Annotated in this window: 18 protein-coding genes, 1 tRNA gene and 1 pseudogene; 8 read left to right on the forward strand and 12 right to left on the reverse strand. The window is 40.7% G+C overall.

The genetic code is table 11. The features are described from left to right. Positions 1–79: 79 nt before the first annotated feature. Positions 80–1,984 carry a DUF349 domain-containing protein gene (locus tag BMY70_RS21140; protein ID WP_090338261.1) on the reverse strand — a complete coding sequence of 635 codons (1,905 nt, stop codon included), beginning with the start codon at positions 1,982–1,984 and terminating at the stop codon, positions 80–82. Positions 1,985–2,089: 105 nt separating this feature from the next. Here BMY70_RS21140 and pdxH point away from each other — a divergent pair, with 105 nt between their 5' ends. After that, positions 2,090–2,731 (forward strand): pyridoxamine 5'-phosphate oxidase, encoded by a 642-nt coding sequence (pdxH, locus tag BMY70_RS21145; protein ID WP_090338262.1) that lies wholly within the window; start codon positions 2,090–2,092, stop codon positions 2,729–2,731. 76 nt (positions 2,732–2,807) lie between these two features. Here the strand turns inward: pdxH and BMY70_RS21150 are convergent, their stop codons facing one another. From BMY70_RS21150 to BMY70_RS21175, 6 genes are all read right to left on the reverse strand, one after another. After that, positions 2,808–4,091, reverse strand: coding sequence for a citrate synthase (locus BMY70_RS21150; protein WP_090338263.1), 1,284 nt, complete (start codon positions 4,089–4,091; stop codon positions 2,808–2,810). A gap of 326 nt (positions 4,092–4,417) precedes the next feature. Next, entirely contained in the window at positions 4,418–4,873 is a 456-nt protein-coding gene (locus tag BMY70_RS21155; RefSeq protein ID WP_090338264.1) for a hypothetical protein, read from the reverse strand. Positions 4,874–4,923: 50 nt separating this feature from the next. Beyond that, positions 4,924–5,874: a tRNA (adenosine(37)-N6)-dimethylallyltransferase MiaA gene (miaA, locus tag BMY70_RS21160; RefSeq protein ID WP_090338265.1), complete on the reverse strand. Its 951-nt coding sequence runs from the start codon at positions 5,872–5,874 to the stop codon at positions 4,924–4,926. A 24-nt stretch (positions 5,875–5,898) separates the two neighbouring features. Next, positions 5,899–6,801, reverse strand: a complete 903-nt coding sequence (locus BMY70_RS21165) for a hypothetical protein (RefSeq protein ID WP_143072138.1) — start codon at positions 6,799–6,801, stop codon at positions 5,899–5,901. Between the two features lie 128 nt (positions 6,802–6,929). After that, positions 6,930–7,541 (reverse strand): OmpW family outer membrane protein, encoded by a 612-nt coding sequence (locus BMY70_RS21170; protein WP_090338267.1) that lies wholly within the window; start codon positions 7,539–7,541, stop codon positions 6,930–6,932. Between the two features lie 214 nt (positions 7,542–7,755). Next, on the reverse strand, positions 7,756–8,610 hold the full coding sequence (locus BMY70_RS21175; protein WP_090338268.1) for a methylated-DNA--[protein]-cysteine S-methyltransferase: 855 nt from the start codon (positions 8,608–8,610) through the stop codon (positions 7,756–7,758). 161 nt (positions 8,611–8,771) lie between these two features. Between BMY70_RS21175 and BMY70_RS21180 the strand changes: the two genes are divergently transcribed. Together BMY70_RS21180 and BMY70_RS21185 are read left to right on the forward strand one after the other, a co-directional pair. Continuing rightward, complete coding sequence (locus BMY70_RS21180) at positions 8,772–9,416, forward strand: cysteine hydrolase family protein (protein WP_090338269.1); 645 nt, start codon at positions 8,772–8,774, stop codon at positions 9,414–9,416. Between the two features lie 108 nt (positions 9,417–9,524). Then, positions 9,525–9,836 (forward strand): hypothetical protein, encoded by a 312-nt coding sequence (locus BMY70_RS21185; RefSeq protein WP_229209716.1) that lies wholly within the window; start codon positions 9,525–9,527, stop codon positions 9,834–9,836. A gap of 291 nt (positions 9,837–10,127) precedes the next feature. On the opposite strand, the gene BMY70_RS21190 is transcribed toward BMY70_RS21185, so the two are convergent. After that, positions 10,128–11,114: a Gfo/Idh/MocA family protein gene (locus BMY70_RS21190; protein ID WP_090338270.1), complete on the reverse strand. Its 987-nt coding sequence runs from the start codon at positions 11,112–11,114 to the stop codon at positions 10,128–10,130. Positions 11,115–11,210: 96 nt separating this feature from the next. Here BMY70_RS21190 and BMY70_RS21195 point away from each other — a divergent pair, with 96 nt between their 5' ends. From BMY70_RS21195 to BMY70_RS21210, 4 genes are all read left to right on the forward strand, one after another. Continuing rightward, on the forward strand, positions 11,211–11,432 hold the full coding sequence (locus tag BMY70_RS21195; RefSeq protein ID WP_090338271.1) for a VF530 family protein: 222 nt from the start codon (positions 11,211–11,213) through the stop codon (positions 11,430–11,432). 220 nt (positions 11,433–11,652) lie between these two features. After that, positions 11,653–12,537, forward strand: coding sequence for a DnaJ C-terminal domain-containing protein (locus tag BMY70_RS21200; RefSeq protein ID WP_090338272.1), 885 nt, complete (start codon positions 11,653–11,655; stop codon positions 12,535–12,537). A 4-nt stretch (positions 12,538–12,541) separates the two neighbouring features. After that, positions 12,542–12,838 carry a chaperone modulator CbpM gene (locus BMY70_RS21205; RefSeq protein ID WP_090338273.1) on the forward strand — a complete coding sequence of 99 codons (297 nt, stop codon included), beginning with the start codon at positions 12,542–12,544 and terminating at the stop codon, positions 12,836–12,838. 236 nt (positions 12,839–13,074) lie between these two features. Then, positions 13,075–14,310, forward strand: a complete 1,236-nt coding sequence (locus tag BMY70_RS21210; protein ID WP_090338351.1) for a DEAD/DEAH box helicase — start codon at positions 13,075–13,077, stop codon at positions 14,308–14,310. Between the two features lie 66 nt (positions 14,311–14,376). Here the strand turns inward: BMY70_RS21210 and BMY70_RS21215 are convergent, their stop codons facing one another. Continuing rightward, positions 14,377–15,099 carry an SH3 domain-containing protein gene (locus BMY70_RS21215; protein ID WP_229209717.1) on the reverse strand — a complete coding sequence of 241 codons (723 nt, stop codon included), beginning with the start codon at positions 15,097–15,099 and terminating at the stop codon, positions 14,377–14,379. Between the two features lie 84 nt (positions 15,100–15,183). On the opposite strand from BMY70_RS21215, the gene BMY70_RS21220 reads away from it, so the two are divergent. After that, positions 15,184–15,256, forward strand: a tRNA-Lys gene (locus BMY70_RS21220). Positions 15,257–15,992: 736 nt separating this feature from the next. Here BMY70_RS21220 and BMY70_RS31370 read toward each other — a convergent pair. The 3 genes and pseudogenes from BMY70_RS31370 to BMY70_RS21230 form a co-directional block, all read right to left on the reverse strand. Beyond that, positions 15,993–16,772, reverse strand: a pseudogene (locus tag BMY70_RS31370) (recombinase family protein); the annotation flags it as partial. Between the two features lie 59 nt (positions 16,773–16,831). Continuing rightward, on the reverse strand, positions 16,832–17,002 hold the full coding sequence (locus BMY70_RS30970; protein ID WP_177197087.1) for a hypothetical protein: 171 nt from the start codon (positions 17,000–17,002) through the stop codon (positions 16,832–16,834). A gap of 179 nt (positions 17,003–17,181) precedes the next feature. Further along, positions 17,182–17,739 carry an antirestriction protein ArdA gene (locus BMY70_RS21230; RefSeq protein WP_090338274.1) on the reverse strand — a complete coding sequence of 186 codons (558 nt, stop codon included), beginning with the start codon at positions 17,737–17,739 and terminating at the stop codon, positions 17,182–17,184. Between the last annotated feature and the right edge of the window lie 142 nt (positions 17,740–17,881).

A 17,881-nucleotide genomic window follows, 5' to 3' on the forward strand; every position in this document is an offset into this window, starting at 1 on the left:
TTATCGTGGTGCAAAAGTAGTAGAATATTTAGTACTACATAAACTTTAAGACAATTATTTTTAAAATATTTTTGTCGATTTATATAGCCTCCTGAATTATAGACAGTTGATGTTTCAACTCTTCCAGCTGCGCCTGAGCGCTGCTGATCTTTCTTTCGAATTCAGCTTTCAGACGGTCCGAAGTTTTCGATTTGGCAAAGAATTCGATGTTGTTTTGCCATAGAGAAATGTCGTTTTCAAGCTGCGATACTCTGCGTTTGATGTCGTTTTCTTTACGGAAAAGTCCACGGCTGCTTTCGCCGTCACGGACAAGTTCCACTTCGCTCTCCAGAACAGCCTGTTCCTTCTCTTTGGAAGATAACTTGCCAATTGCGCTCACATACGTGTTTACCGCGGCGATATACCGTTTTTGTGTGGCCTGCATATCCTTTTTAGGAACGAAGCCGATTGAACTCCATTCGCTTTTGAAGGCGCTCAAAAGGTCAAGAGAAGATTCATCCTTATTCGCAGCAGCGATCTCGATACGTTCGATCAGATCAATTTTGCGTTTCAGGTTTTCTTCAAATTCTGCTTCAACTTCTTTGTTCTTGGCACGTTTCTGATCGAAGTAAGAATCACAGGCTTTTTTGAAACGGTCATAAATCGTATCCTTATATTTTTCAGGAACCTGACCAATCGCTTTCCATTTTTTTTGAAGTTCGATAATTTTCTGCGTGTTCGATGCATTGTCTTCCCCTGTTGCCAGGATTGCTTCCGCGTCTGAACAAAGCTGGTTTTTCAGTTCCAGATTCTGCTCGCGTTTAGATTCCAGCTGTCGGAAAAATTCTCCTTTGTTATGGAAAAACGTTTTCAGTGTAGCCCAGAATTTCTTGCTCAACTCTTTTCCTTCCTCTCTCGGCATTATGCCTTTCAATGCAACCCACTGATCCTGGAACGCCATAACCTCTTTGGTTTTTGCATTCCATTCTTTTATACTGCCAGAGTTATAGGTAGTAAAAGGAACGATCGCTTCGTAAATTTTAAGCTTCTGATCATAATTTTCCTGCATGGACTTCTTTTGCTCGGCAAACTGACCGCGCTGTGCATCATACAAGTGATCCAAAGCAACTTTAAAACGCTGCCAAAGTTTTTCCTGCTCCTCTTTTGGCGCAGGACCAAGGTGTTTATATTCTTCAAAGACATGGTTTGCTTCAGCAAGAATTTCGCGCGTCATAGGACGGGATTCAAGGGATTTTACCAGCTCTTCAACTTTCTCACACAGCTCTGCCTTCAAATCGGCATTACGGCGGCGATCCAGTTCTTTTAACTCAAAATAGATATTACGATTGCTGAAATAGCGGTCAATTAAGGCATTGTATGTAGCCCAAAGCGTACCGTTATGAGGCGAGGCGATATTGCCGGCGGATTTCCATTCCTCCTGGATTTTCTTAAACTCCTCCCAGCTCGTTTTCATTCCGGAAGCGTCCGTTTCACGCGTTCCTTCATCTTCCAAAAGAGTGCGAAGCCGTTGTAGAAGAGATGTTTTAACAGTGAAATTCTTCTCTTTTTCTTTTTCTACACTTTGATAATAAGTATTTTTGAGCCCTCGGATTTCTCTGCTGAGGGCATCAATTTTTTGCGTTTCCGCGTCGTATTTAAATTCAAATCCATCTTCACTTCCCGAATCCGCAACGAAAGCTTTCAAAGCTGCTTCGCGGTCGGTTTGCTTGATATGATCCAGAACAGGACGGATTTCACGAGCCAAAGCTTCTGCTTTTTTCAATAATGTTGGTTTGACACCTTCACTATTGATTAGTGATAATTCGTTCTCTAATAAGTTAACGAGTTGTTCCTTAGATAATTGGCTATAATCTACATCTGGCGCTTCTTCTTCCAGTTCTTCCGTCAACTCATTGTTAAGATCAATTTCAAGGGTATCAATCGTTTTTTGTGTCAGGTCTTCCTGCGCATTGCTTTCGACCCCTTCTTGTTGTTCTTGTGCCATCGTGATTAATGTTTCGTAAGTACGTCCTGTTATAGAATACAAATCTAACAATCTTTCCTATGAATTGGCTAATTTTGAGCCCGTAACATTGATATATTACAGACAATGAATCACAAAATAGCAAATATCAGGTGCGAGTATAGTCTTAAAGGGCTGCACGAGTCGGATCTGGATAAAAATCCTTTGAATCAGTTCAATAAATGGTTCGATGAAGTGCTCAAATCAGAACTTTCAGAGCCCAATGCCATGCTGCTGAGTACCGTTTCCAACGGACGCCCGACAGGAAGAATTGTACTTCTTAAGGGAGTCGATGAAACCGGTTTTTCTTTTTATACTAATTACGAAAGCAAGAAAGGAAAAGAGATCGAAGAAAATCCCCAGGTTGCGATTACTTTTTTCTGGAAAGAGCTTGAACGTCAGGTAAGAATAGAGGGAAAAATTGAGAAAACATCAGCGGAAGAGTCAGATGATTATTTCGCAATTCGTCCTCGCGGAAGTCAGATCGGGGCCTGGGTATCCCATCAAAGTGAGAAGATTGAAAACAGGGAATTTTTAGAGCAGAAGCAGAAGGATTTCGAAGCAAAATTTGAAGGTCAAACGGTCTCACGTCCACCACATTGGGGAGGTTATCGCATTATTCCGCATTATGCAGAATTTTGGCAGGGCAGGCCTAGCCGGCTACATGACCGGTTAGCCTATACATTATCAGAAGGTAATGTTTGGAAAATCGAAAGGCTTTCACCGTAAACAGCGTCTGTCGGAAATAAAACAGGCCGCGTCAAGGTTATCCTGACGAGGCCTGTTTTATTATATTTTTTGCTAATTATCTTTCGCTGATAGCAACATAATCACGACGCGGAGCACCAACATAAACCTGGCGCGGACGGCCGATAGGTTCCTTATTAGCACGCATTTCTTTCCACTGAGCAATCCAGCCCGGAAGACGTCCAATAGCAAACATTACTGTAAACATATTTGTTGGAATACCCAATGCACGGTAGATAATTCCTGAGTAAAAATCTACGTTTGGATACAATTTACGCGAAACGAAATAAGGATCTTCCAAAGCCGCTTTTTCCAGTTTTTGAGCGATTTCAAGAACCGGGTCATTAATGCCAAGTTTATTTAGAACGTCGTCAGCTGCTTTTTTAATGATCTTCGCACGAGGGTCAAAGTTTTTGTAAACACGGTGACCAAAACCAAATAAACGGAAGCCACTTGATTTGTCTTTCGCCATATCTACATATTTCTGAACATCTCCGCCATCATTTTTGATCGCTTCAAGCATTTCTATAACTTCCTGATTTGCTCCGCCATGAAGTGGTCCCCAAAGCGCGCTGATTCCAGAAGAAATCGAAGAATAAATATTAGCCTGAGACGAACCAACCAATCTTACTGTTGATGTAGAACAGTTTTGTTCGTGATCAGCGTGAAGAATAAGCAATTTATTCAAAGCCGCCGAAACAACAGGATCAACCTTATATTCCGCTACCGGCAAAGAGAACATCATGCTCAGAAAGTTTGAACAGTAATCCAGACTATTTTTTGGATAATTTACCGGATGCCCCTGAGATTTTTTGTAAGACCAGGTGGCGATAGTCGGCAATTTCGAAAGCAAACGAATAATGTGAAGTTCCGTCGTTTCAGGACTGTCAAGATCAAGTGTTTCAGGATAGAATGCACTCATAGCGCTCACCAGCGACGACAAAACACCCATTGGATGCGCATTTACCGGAAAGCCTTCAAATATTTTGCGCATATCCTCATTAACAAGTGTATGCGTTGTGATCTCGTGTTCAAAAGCTGAAAATTGTTCCTGAGTCGGCAACTCACCATATATAAGCAGATAAGCAACTTCCAAAAATGAAGATTTTTCTGCAAGCTCCTCAATTGAATAACCACGATAGTTCAAAACACCTTCTTCGCCATCCAAGAATGTTATCGCACTTTTTGTAGCCCCTGTATTTTTGTAGCCCGCGTCAATGGTTATATATCCTGTTTGATCACGCAATTTGGCAATATCAATGGCTTTTTCTTTTTCACTACCTTCTATTATTGGAAACTGGTAATTTTTACCTTCAATGATTAATTCAGCTATTTCTGACATATAAATTAAGAATAAAATTAAAAGGTTAGTTTACTATATATATGTTGATGACGGTTGATTAGTCCAAAGACCCTTCATACCTCTGATATACTGTGACGATATGTTAAATTAAAAATAATTTTAAAATCGTGGCTAACCGTCGTAAAACCCGAGTCGCAATATCTTAAAAAACCGCGTACTTTCTATTATTATCGATGTTTAATTTGTGTGAATTCAAGAAAGCAATAACAAAATTTAATAATTTAAAGTAAAAATTAGAATATTCTATTGTCTCTTTTCAATATTTCTATTTGGAAGCAAAAAACACAGAAAATTGCGTTTGCAGATCAGGAAGCCATTTTTTTGCTGTCTTCAGACGTAGCTAGTTCCGTTTTTTTTCTCAAATGCAGTTGTGTCTTAACTAAATACCTTCCAAAAAGTCCGATCAAAATGATCGGGAGCAGATGCGCGCCATAGATAAATGCTTTTCCCGTGATCCGGTAACTGAATGAAGAGAATGTTACAAAGACATAACCGAACCAAAAAACGCTGATCGATAATAACACGCCATAAGACAACGTCGCTTTTTTATAACCTGTAAAACGATACAAAAGCTCTGCGATAAGTAATGATATTCCGACTACCAACAGAACAGTTACCAATGCTTTTGGGAAAGTTTTGATGTAGGAATGTTTGTAAACCAATATGCCTATTTTGCCGATCAGGTTGGGATGTGCAAGCAGGTATGCATCGGTGACACTTAAAACTAACAAAAGCAAGACGGTGCTTAATTTGATATTCATAACGGTAAATAATATAATTTCGAGAAGCCCTTTGGCGGCTACTCAGTTAATTAGTTTTGGTTGGTTCGTGAAAATAAATTATATGCCTGGATAATCTGCTGAATATTTTCCTCTTCTGTGTTCGATAGTTCAAGCCAGTTAATTATTATCCCGTCTTTTTCCATTTTGCGGAAAAAGGTCATTTGCCTTTTTGAAAAACGATGAATTTCTGTTTCAAGCTTTTTTGCCATTTGCTCATATGTCAAAACGCCGGTCAGGTATTCAGTAATGTATTTATATTCAAGCCCGTAATAAATGAGTTGTTCCGGCTCTAAACCAGATTCTAAAAGCGCTTCTACTTCCTGGATCATCCCATTATTTAATCTATAACTTAGCCTGCGACTGATACGTTCACGACGAATTTCTGATGAAGGGTTCAGGCCAAAAATAATAGGAGCATGTTGATGTGGAGGTACATCGGATATCTGCTTCTCAGTTTCAGGATGCTTCGTCAGATAGGTAGAAATTTCAATGGCGCGGATCAGCCTTTTTCTGGTCGAAGTATCTGCCAGATCCAGATACGAAGTCTCGAGTTGAATAAAATCCAATCTCAGTTCATCGTTTGTTTTAGCTTCCAGCGATGCCCGTAGTTTTTCATCCACGGGAATCTCGGTATACTGCTGGCTTTTTAACAAAGCATAAAAATAAAATCCTGTACCGCCGCAGGCAATCGGCACCTGTCCCTGATCGACTATTTTACAATATGCGTTCTGGAAATCCTGCTTAAACCGACTGACATTATATTTTTCCCCGGCGTCCACAATATCGATCAGATGATAGGGGACTGCTTTGCCATCCAGCTGATATTCGTCCAGATCTTTTCCTGTACCGATATCCATTTTTCGGTAAATCTGCCTGGAATCAACACTTAATATTGCTCCATTGATTTTTGCGGCAACACGAGCCGCTAAACGGGTTTTCCCTGAGGCAGTCGGACCTAAAATGACAATTAATGGATTCAATTTAAAATAAAAAAGCAGTAAGGATTACAACGTGTTGAACGAGGCGAAAATTTCCCTGACAAATTTACGACTTCCGCCATTATAAACCTCAATTAAATTGTCATTATCCATCTTTTCTGGTCTCCTGGTGCGTTTCAGCGTTTTTTTGTCCAGCCAAAACGGTATAGGGGCTTTATCGGATACTGCTTCAAATCCAAGACGCTTGTAGCTCGCTCCGTCTGACCATTCCATATCGGCATACGTCATGATGTCATCAGGTTTGCAGTCTTCCTCAAAAAATCGTAAAAGTTTATCCAAACCTCCGATCACGGTTGTATCAAGCAAATTGGCAAACCGGATCAGTTCATAGGAGCGGAAGGGTTTGCCCTCGCGTTCAAAAATACGCGCATGACTAAACGTTGCGACTGCTACCAGGAGTTCGGGTGCTGCTCTATTGAATTGATAATCAGCTTTAAGGACACGGAAATAGCGATTTGGAAGAAAGAGGCCGTATTTTACTTTGGACGTAACAGCTTGTTGCAGGTGGTTTTCGCGGAGAAACTTATCGGCTGTTGGTTTATCAATTCGGCGTACTGCTGTCGTCCGTGCCGGGATGCGGTGCGAAATACCCAGCATGGCGCTAAGTCTGGACTTTGCAACCGCGTTTTCTTGAATCCAGATATCTTCCCACAGGGTAACAACTGATATTCCAAATTCGCGGATTTCTTTTTGGTCCGCAGAAAAAGCTGCCAACTTTTCAAACGCCTTTTCCTGCAAAATTATCCAGGTACTCAGGTCGATCAGCCGTATCACCATTCGCAGTTGTTTATCCAGTTTTACTTCGATTATTTGAAATGAATCCGTTGAAACGAGCTCAACAGCAAATGACATCTCTAATGAAAGAAGCCATTGTTTAACTTGCTGCGAAAAGTCCTGTACAGCCTTCAATATTGCGAATTTTATGGTTGAAATAAGCGGCAAGGTAGAAAGCCAGAGCGTCTGAAACAAAACAAGACGCAGCTGACTGAAGCTGCGTCTTGTTTTTCAAGTAAGGACATTTAAAGTCTGCGGGCAGCTTATTTCTTTCCACCCAGGCCAATTATAAGTCCGACATTTACACCACCAAATTGCTTGGTAGATTCAAAATCAGCATTTCCTACGTTTCCAGCGTTAGCACTGTTGTCCTTATTTCCAAAGATAAAATGGTAAATACCTTCCACCTGCAGACCTAAATTGTCATTCAAAGCGAAGATAACACCTGCGCGAGGAGCAGCTCCGAAATTGCTGTGTTTCTTCGATTCTGCGATTTTATCTCCGTTAAACTTGGCATCGTATTTTGAGAAATAAACACCGGCATCACCACCAATATAAGGACGGATAAACCCAGTTCCGAAGTAGTAATCCAACGTTCCTGTAACCGGTACAAGATTTCCTGTATAACTTAAAGTCTGTCCGGCGACAGTGTAATCGGTTCCGTCTGAATAAATTTTACCGGCAACCCCTATTGCAAAGTTCGGAGAAGCAAACACGCGTAAATTTACACCACCTCCGGCAATCGTTTTTGAATCTTCAAGATCTGACTTGGCGATACCCCCTTGGAGGCCTAAAGAAAATTGCGCAAAACTTACGGAGTTCAGTATTAGCATCAGCGCCGCGACTCCTGTGAAACGAATCAAAAAAGTTTTCATATTCCAATTTTTAGTTATGTGGACGATTGGAAACCAGATAACTAATATTGATCCATCTCAGAATTATTTTATTGTCAGCTTAATCATAATTGCTGATTATCAGAATTATGTTTGCCTTTTGGGGAATTTGGTAGCTGGTACTTTGTGGTTAGAAACTGTGTAATCCGATGCAAATTTTCATCAACCTGGGGCAGATCAGCACAATTTTGTATTTTTACAAAGCCAAACCTGCGTCTGTTTTTGCCGCTTCCCAACCGATCAATGCCTTTTTTCTGAGACTTCCCCAACGATATTCTCCTAAAATCCCTTCTTTTCGAATGACCCTGTGACAGGGAATGAGAAACGCAATCGGATTATCGCCCACAGCTGTCCCCACCGCTCTGACTGCTTTTGGATTTCCTATGCTTTCGGCAATTTGCTGATAAGTGGTCACAGCTCCCTGTGGAATCGTCAATAATGCCTCCCAGACTTTAAGCTGAAAATTCGTCCCCTGAACCATCAGCGGCAATTTATCCAATGAACTCAGGTGTGGCGAAAATATCTTGTGGATGTAATTTACAGTGGTGACCTGGTTGGCTTCAATCGTGGCAAAATGCCATTTTTTACCAAGCATAATCAGCTGCTGATCTTTCGAGTTTTCATCGACAAAGGCCATGGCACAGATACCTCTCTCTGTTACGGCTATAAAACATTCGCCGAAAGGAGTCTGGTGAAACCCGTAGGTGATATGGAGTCCTTTTCCGCCGGTTTTATATTCCTGAGGAGTAACGGCTTCAATTCCGGTGAACAGGTCATACACACGGCTTTGACTAGAGAGGCCCGCTGATTCAGCCAGTTCGACCAAGTTTGTCGATTCCTTTATTTTATTTTTTAAATAATCTGCCGTAATATATTGTAAAAATTTCTTCGGACTGACGCCTGCCCATTCTGTGAACATACGCTGAAAATGAAACTGGCTGATGCTCACTTCTTCAGCGACTTCAAATAATGATGGCTGTCTTTTTGCATTTTCGGTTATGTATTCGATTGCCTTTGCAATCTTTTCATAATTATATGTTTCCTGATCCATTTGATAATTAATTTGTTGTACAAAAGTGCCTGTAAAAAGCCTTCGGTTCAACCCAAAACTTGCGGTTTGTTTTCAAAAATACCCAAAATGCAGATACGGAAACCTGAGGGATTCCAGTTATATTTAAAGACAGATATTACTAATTCATTAAAGAAAGCACAATGGAACTAAACCCAAAAGAAACCGCTCTTGTTTTGATTGAATTTCAAAACGATTTCACCTCGGAAGGAGGCATATTCTATGGTGCCGTGAAAGGAGTGATGGATCAGAATAATATGCTTCAAAACACCGAAGACACCGTCAAAGCGGCGCGGCAGGCTGGTGTTAACGTTGTTTTTGTACCGATATCTTTCACGGAAGATTATCACGAAATTACCACGAAACCTTATGGGATTATGAAAGGTGTAATTGACAACGGCGCCTTCAAGAAAAATACCTGGGGAACTGAAATTGTGGACGTGCTTACGCCTGAAAAGGGGGATGTAATTATCGAAGGAAAACGCAGCTTCTGCGGATTTGCGAGTACAAACCTGGATTATATTTTAAGAAGCACAGGCGTGAAAAACGTGGTGCTGGCCGGCTACTTAACAAATTGCTGTGTGGAATCGACGATGCGTACCGCCTATGACAAGGGTTATAATGTGATTACGCTCACCGATTGCTGTGCAACTTTGAGTCAGGCGGAACATGATAACGCGCTGAAAAGTGACTTTCCGATGTTCAGTCAGCCGATGACGCACTCGGAATTTATTGCAGTTTTGGAAAATGAAAAGGAACTGGATTTAAAAGGGAAGGGATATGAATAGGAGTCCTTTGGTATGAAAATTTCAGAATTTATTTCAAAGAAGCTTATCTCGGTTTTTACAAACATAAGGTTCTGAAAAGACCTATTTTGCAATTGACGAACTTACGGAATGAAATCAATCAAAAATTTTCTAGTACCAGCGCTTTTTTTATTTGTACTCTCATCCAATGTTTTTGCTCAGAATTTTCGGAGTGAGCAGCGAAAACTTGAAGCGACTGTAAACCTTGCCTACAAAAACAAAAAACTGACCGCAAACGAATATTCTAAATTGAAAAGAGAGCAGGAGGTGATCAAAGGAGCTATTGAAAAAGCAGAAGCGGATGGAGTTGTCACTCCGGATGAAAAAAATAAAATTCACTCCAAATTGGTGCGCTCCAGAAAACGCCTGGCCAAGTACAAAACCAACAGAGAGATTTATTAACATAACTTTTATCAAAAGAGCTGCCTTACGTTAGTAGAGCAGCTCTTTTGATTGAATATTAGATTGGAAAAACGACTAATCAATAGTCTTTTTTGCTATCTTTTTTCGCCTTTTTCTCAGCGCGTTTTTCCTTGAGATTCTTTTCGGGTTCTTTTTTAGTACTACCCTTGTCAAGATTTTTACCCTTTGCCATGACTATTAAGATTTAGAGTTATGATGTGCAAATAACATAATTAACTGCATATTTTGTACGGCAAGCTACCTAAATATTTTCAAGCAATGGTAACCTGATTACCGATTACTCTTCGTGATCCAATCCATGATCTGGTTTGCTCGTGCGCCCGTCAGACCGGTACTTGGACTAACGCCCTCACCCCTTAATTCTTTCACGATAAGTTCAATGAGTGGCTGTTGAACATGGGCGGGATAAGGGATATTATAAGTTTCAGCGCCGGATTCAGTCTCTACAATGATGTCAAATTTTTCAAAAAAAGAGAAATTAATTCTGCCTTTCGAGCCAACGATCTGCGCTTTGTCTTCGCGTTGCCCTTTATTAATGGTAAAACACCAAACGCCATTTCCTAAAATACCTGACTCAAATTCGAAGTTGGCTACCGTAATATCGTCTGCTTCATACAAAGCCGCCTGATTCCGGGCGATACCCTTTGCAGATTTGATGGGCCCCAGAACATATTCAAGAAGATCAAACTGGTGAGAGGCCAAATCATGAAAATGTCCGCCACCTGAAATTTCTGGCTGAACGCGCCATTTTGGTTTACGCAATTCTCCAATTTCTTCATCATACGGCTGCCACTGTAAACAAATATTTACGTAACGGATATCTCCGATAACACTACTGTCGATCAGTTCTTTAAGTTTTACAAAATAGGGCAAAGAACGCCGGTAATAGGCGACAAAGAGCGGCACTCCGGTTTCTTTGCTCACCGCATTCATACGACTGCTTTCAGCTGCATCCAGAGCCATTGGTTTTTCGACATATACCGGCTTGCCGGCACGCATAGCCTTTTCTGCATAAACTTCGTGGACGTTAGGCGGCGTTGCGATGTAGATCGCATTCACATCCGGATCATGAATGAGCTTATCTACATCACTATACCATTTAGGAACGTTATGGCGTTTGGCGTAGTCTTCTGCCAGGGCGGCGTCCCGACGCATTACTGCTACAAGTTTTGAATTTGGAATTTTGCTGAAAGCAGGTCCGCTTTTAACTTCTGTCACATTACCGCAGCCAATTATTCCCCATTGAATCTGATCCATACCGTCTGATTTTACATTGAACTTCTAAGTAAGTACAATAAGTATTTATTCTAATCAATTTTCCTTTTACCTTTAACATTATACTAAATTTTACGCATGGAAGGCCAACCGAATAACCCGCTTCACGGGAAAACACTGGAAGCAATTTTGAATGAATTAGTTGAGTATTATGGATGGGAGCAGCTTGGATTTCACATTAATATCAATAGTTTTCAGCATGAGCCGAGTGTTAAATCCAGCCTTAAATTTTTAAGAAAAACACCTTGGGCAAGAAAAAAAGTAGAGGATTTGTACCTGAAAATGCTGGATCATAAATAGAATTTTATCTATTCCCTTTTACTTACATCTGTATACATTTTTTAATCTTGCCGGATAATTTTTAAAGATTTAGATTGAAGTGATGGAAGCTGAATAATAAGAAAGGAAATGTTAAAGAATAAAATCGTTGATAGAATATACTGATATGGAAGAATCAGCGGTCGTAAAATTGAAATGAATTACAGTAACTTAATAGCGAATAATTTCGTCAGATAAAACCATGGCTTTCGTTGATTATTATCAAATTTTAGGAGTCGATAAAAGCGCCTCCGATAAAGATATAAAGTCCGCTTACCGGAAATTGGCAAGAAAATATCATCCGGATGTCAATCCGAATGACAAAGAGGCACAGAAAAAATTTCAGGAGTTAAATGAAGCTAATGAAGTGTTGAGCGATCCTGAGAAACGTAAAAAATACGATCAGTATGGCAAAGATTGGGAACATGGCGCGGAATATGAAAAAGCGCGCCAGTCCAGGGCTTCTGCGAATCAGGGAGGGAATTATTATGGCGGCGATGACAATTTCTCTGACTTTTTTGAATCTATGTTTGGCGGTTCTTCCGGATTTGGAGGAGCGCGGGGAGGTCGTCAGACACGTTTTCGCGGACAGGATTATCAGGCCGAAGTACATCTGACGCTTCAGGAGGCATATGAAACGCATAAACAAACTTTAACCGTAAACGGTAAAAATATCAGGATTACAGTTCCTGCTGGCATCGAAAACGGGCAGACAATTAAAATTCAGGGACATGGCGGTCCGGGCAGCAATGGTGGGCCGAACGGGGATTTGTTTATAACCTTTACGGTGGCAAACGATGAAAAATTCAGGCGTGCTAAAAATGATCTTCATATTACTTCCGATATCGACTTGTATACGGCTGTGCTCGGAGGTGAAATCATTCTTGAAACGCTGAGCGGCAAAGTTAAACTTCCGGTGAAAGCTGAAACGCAGAACGGCAGCACCGTCCGACTGAAAGGGAAGGGTTTTCCGGTTTACAAGCAGGAAGGTCAGTTTGGAGATTTGTATGTTACTTTCAATGTGAAGATACCGACGAATCTGACCGAAAAGCAGAAAGAATTATTTACAGAATTATCTAAATCCTGATCATATGGAAACCGACCAACTGATTGCAATAGATCTTTTTTGTACTAATTATAATGTTGAATATTCATTCGTGCAGTCGCTAGGCGAAGCAGGCCTGATTGATACGATCATGATTCAGGAAACTAGGTATATCCACATTCCACAGTTGCAAAAACTGGAAAGTATTATCCGTTTGCATGAGGATCTGGACATCAATCTGGAGGGAATTGAAGTGGTTCATCACCTTTTGAAAAGGGTCGAAACCATGCAAAACGAGATATTGATACTAAAAAACAGACTTAGGTTTTTTGAAGGGAACTAATTGACATGTCTGATATTGAACATGGATTTTTCTGTTATGTTTAAATCGGGTCAGTATGGAACAATCCACGTTTTGTCAATTAATTTCACGCGATTTAAAATTACATTCTGGTTTTTGAACTGGGAGGAATATATTCTGTCCTGATCAAAAAAACTCTAATGCGAAATAAGGACGTATCTTTGCGATACGTTAAATGAAGGCGAATGACTATTTTTCGCCCGGTCATATCTATATTTATGAAATTCGAAGATTATCACATTGTCCCTGAAATAAAAAGAAGCCTGGAAAAAGCAGGATTTAAGAAGCCGACTGATATACAATTTAAGGCGATTCAACCTATTATGAAAGGGGAGGACGTACTTGCGATTGCGCAGACCGGAACGGGAAAAACCGCAGCATTTGCCATTCCGGTTATCGATATTTTACATCGAAAAAAATCTACTAACCGTCCGGATGGTATTAAATGTATCGTGATGGTTCCGACACGCGAACTCGCGATTCAGATCACAGAAGTGTTTGATAGAATCGGGCAGTATACCAAAGTGAAAACATTCAGTGTGTTTGGTGGTGTTGAGCAGGGCCCGCAGATTGCACAGCTTGAAAAAGGAATTGATATTCTGGTTGCAACGCCCGGACGGATGTTTGACCTTGTCAGTCAGGGGTATATAAAATTGAACCGCATTGAGATCCTGGTTTTGGATGAGGCCGATCATATGCTGGATCTTGGGTTTATTAAAGATATCCAGGATCTTATCAAGTTTCTGCCCAACACACGGCAGACATTGTTCTTTTCGGCGACCATTAACGAAAAAATTAAAAAACTTGCCTATTCACTGGTCAGAAATGCGATCCGTATCCAGATTTCTCCTAATGATAAAGTAGCAAAAAATATTACGCACTCGGTTGCATTTATCGGGATGGATGACAAACGCTTTTTTCTCGAACGCGTCGTCGGAGAAAACCCGGAGAGTAAAATTCTGGTTTTTGTTAGGACCAAGGTCCGTGCTGAACGTGTTTTTAAAGCACTGGAAAGAATGGGAATCAAAAGTATCACCATTCATGGGGATAAAGTGCAGGACGACAGGCTGGAAGCGATGAGTCAATTCCGAAAGGGAGATATAAAGATCCTGATTGCGACGGACGTAAGTGCGCGCGGCATTGATATCGCCAATGTCGATTTTGTTGTCAATTATGATCTGCCGGATCAGGCTGAAAATTATGTGCACAGAGTAGGACGTACCGGGCGTGGAACTCAGAAAGGTATTGCTGTATCGTTTTGCAGTCCGGAGGAAAAACCAATGCTCGATGAGATCCAGGGATTTTTGGGTAAACCGATCGAAGTGCTGAAAATTACAGCAAACGATTATTCAGAGACCATTGATTTCAGCGCGGACCCCAAAGATGATTTGAAAGCACTTATGCAGGAAGTTCAGGATTATGAATCAAAAAAGAAGAAGAAAAAGAAGAAGTAGCATCGTATTATAGAAGAAAAACAGCCCTGAAAAGTTAATTTCGGGGCTGTTTTTGTTTGGCCAAAATCATATATGCCATAAATCGCTTTGTCTGACGTAAACGATTTTATTATCCCAGATAACGCGGTCCCAATGATCTACGGATCCCACAATAATCAGTTTGTGCCCCTTTCCCACCTTTTCAACAACCTGTGAGGCCGAAGAAGGCTCGTCCCGCAAAAATGTGTTTTCGTTGACGATGATGCAGGTTTTGTAAAGAGAGGGAACATTCAGCAGCCCTAGAAGCGCTACAAGATAAAAAATAATGGAAATTTTATGAATTCTTAAAATGGGTTCCTTTCTGCGTACTTTCATAACCATGATCAAAACAATATAAGCTCCAAGTGTCAGCAGTAACATAGGAATATAATCGCCATAGCGTCGGTAGAAAATGATGAAATAATTGTAGTCGTCAAACTCATATCCTTTGAGATTTTGCTCAGAAGCTAGCTTATCCATTTTTTCAAACAACCTTCTGGAAGGGGTAACAAGGGCAAGTTTGCTTAAATAATACAGGCAATCGGTATAGTCATTTGTCTTTTCGGACAAAAAAGCGAGCTTTAAAAGCAGGCTTTGGTTATTTTTTTGATCGTTTCCGAAATTTTTTTTGTAGAGTGTTGAAGCCTCCGTATATCTTGCCATAGCGAACAGAGAATCAGCCCTTTTTAACTCATTTCTATTCGCAGAAAACACTTCACATTTGGGTAATATCAGGCCAAGAATCAGCCATAAAATGATCTTTTTATTCAACTGGGCTTGCATTTGACTATTAAGAATTCTACTTTTGCATCGCAATTACGGAAAACGCTTCGGCTATTCCAACTCAAATTGTTTGATTCCGTAGCTCAGCTGGTAGAGCAATACACTTTTAATGTATGGGTCCTGGGTTCGAATCCCAGCGGGATCACCTGATGGGACAAATCTGAAAATAACAGATTTGTCCCTTTTTTATTTCCATTTAACTCGCTGTTTTTCTGATAGATAATATTGAGCACTTCATTAATTCTAGTGGTTCGATGTTGCACACCATCAAAAGTGAGTTTTTCCGGGAAGATCGAACCAAGAATCTTTCGCTTTTCTTCAATATTGCCGTTTTCATAAAGCAAATCCAGTCCTGAAAGGTTTTTTAAGGCTTTTTCAAGTAGAACACCTATTTCCTTATCCCTGCCTTGTAGAGTGTTAAGTTTCTTTTCGAACTCCTCGGTTTTGCTGGCTGATTGCTCCTTGATCATCTTAAAGTCTGATTCTTCCAAATCGCCATCTACCTTCATGATTCTGGCCTTTTGCATGCGAATGCTGATGCTATCCAGTTCAGAGAGTATCTGTTTACGCTCCGTTTCCTGATGTTTTACTTTCTGCTTAAAGTCGTTCATTATCGCTTGGGTGAATATTTCTATCCTGCCAGGTCTGGGAATCAATTCCCTGAGCTCATGCAATAATCTTTCGTTTGCTAGCTGGGCTTTAAACCGCACCTTACAGGCGGCTGAGCAGTGGTAATAATAATAATACCCTCCATTTCCTTTGGAAGCACTTCCGGTGAGCATTCTGCTGCACTTTGGGCATTTTAAAAACCCACGCAATGGCAAGTCATCCAGTGAACGAACTTTGGGCTTTTGATTAGGATTACGTCTTCTACCGTCGAGTGACTGCTGCGCCAATTCAAAGAGCGATTCTGAGATAATTGTTTCATGAACACCCTTTACAAAATAGCCAGCCTCATCTTTGTAAGGAGGAATAAATATTTTACCGCAATATACAGGGTTGCGTATCGCTACCCAGAAGTTATTTTTACTACTTCGTAGTCCCTTATATCTGGCCATTTTCCAAATCTGCTCGGTGTTATAAGTTCCGGCAGCAATTTGCTCGAATACTTCTAACATAATTGGCGCATTAACAGGGTGTGGTGCAATATGCTTTTTACCTTCTGGTGTTATTCTATTGATATAACCAATAGGCGCTGTGGCCATCCAGCGACCTTCTTTTTTGGCACGCCTCATTCCGTGAAATACATTCAATGCCCGGCGGTCATTCTCTACCTCGGGTGCCGCCAGGTACACTGCCAACATCATTTTATTCTCAGGGATGGACAAATCTAAAGGTTGTTCAATTGCCTGTGGTTCTGCTCCCAATTTGCCCAGTAGACTGATCATCTGGTATGCATCACCTGTATTGCGGCTAAAACGGTCCCATTTCGTGAATAAGACCAATCTCGGCTGCCGCGATTTTTTTAGATGTGTAAGAAGGCGCCGCCAGGCCGGGCGTTCAAAAGTTTTGGCCGAATAGTCTTCAATAATGACTTCGTCGATTTCGATGGATTGCAGTTGACAATGTCGCCTGAGCCTTTCTTCCTGATCTCTTTGGGAGTAACCTTTGTCAGCCTGCTCATCGGTACTGACTCGGATATATAAACATGCCTTTCTCATCTTTAAAAATCGATTAATGAAATAATAATTATTCGATTAAAATCAGCAACTGTAAAAATCTAACTTTTGGTATTTCTAAGATACTGATTTACTGCGATACCGGCAAGCAAATTCACCATTTCTAACATCCTTTTCGCCTGTTGGACGGTGATAATTTCATGATGTCTTGCCAGTATTTTGACAACCCTCTCCGGTGTCATTCCTTTGCTTTCCTTATGCTCCTCTTCCATATCCCACTGTCTTTTAAGTTAAACAAGCCGGAAACTAGGAAAAGAGGATTTGTTGAGCGTTCCAAAAGATCCCGACGGAATGAAAAGAATCTTTTTTATTGTAACGCAGATGGAAATAATGCTATTTATCTTCAAAGAGCCTGAAAGTGTATGACTTATCAGGCTCTTTGAAGGATAATTCAATAGTCTGCGAAAACATGACCATCATATTCACTATACCCTTCCAGAAATAAATCCCTTGCAAAGGCTTCGTAATCAAAATATCTTTGCAACAGTTCTGGTACGTCTGACAGCATTCCTGTATCTTCTATGTACTGATAGGTAAACTCCAACTCCGGATCTTTTATCGTTCCTGAAAAATAACCTTGGTAAGATTCTTCAAATCCTTGTAATGTTTCATCAAGATCATTTCCATTCGATGGCCATAAAACGATACTTGAGCAGTAAATCTCGAATGCCTCTGCTCGATCTTCATCCATTTCATCCGTAATTTCAAAATACCTGAACGTGTCTTCGTGTAGCCAGGATTCGGAAATCAAAAAATCTGGAATGTATTCCCAATCCTGGAACATTAGTTCTGGCAAGAATTCATTTCTATGGTATTCGTAGCAGTCTTTATAAAACGCTTTGCTATCAGAGTAGTCTGAGAGATCAAACCATTTACCGAAAAGTGATCCGTCGTTATACTGCCCGTAAGTTCCAACATAAATTTTTGGAGTGTTTTCAAGATTTTTCATGATTGAAAGACTTTAAAAGTAGCTTAGCCCGGCGTTGTGCTCAGGGCAATCGCTATCTCCACTCAAAGAAAAAATGACGGGTTCACCCCTTGGCTGCAAGGGTAGCCAGCGGTTTAAGGAGCGGCATTAAGCCGGGGGCGCC

The organism is Dyadobacter koreensis (genome assembly GCF_900108855.1).
Taxonomy (GTDB): domain Bacteria; phylum Bacteroidota; class Bacteroidia; order Cytophagales; family Spirosomataceae; genus Dyadobacter; species Dyadobacter koreensis.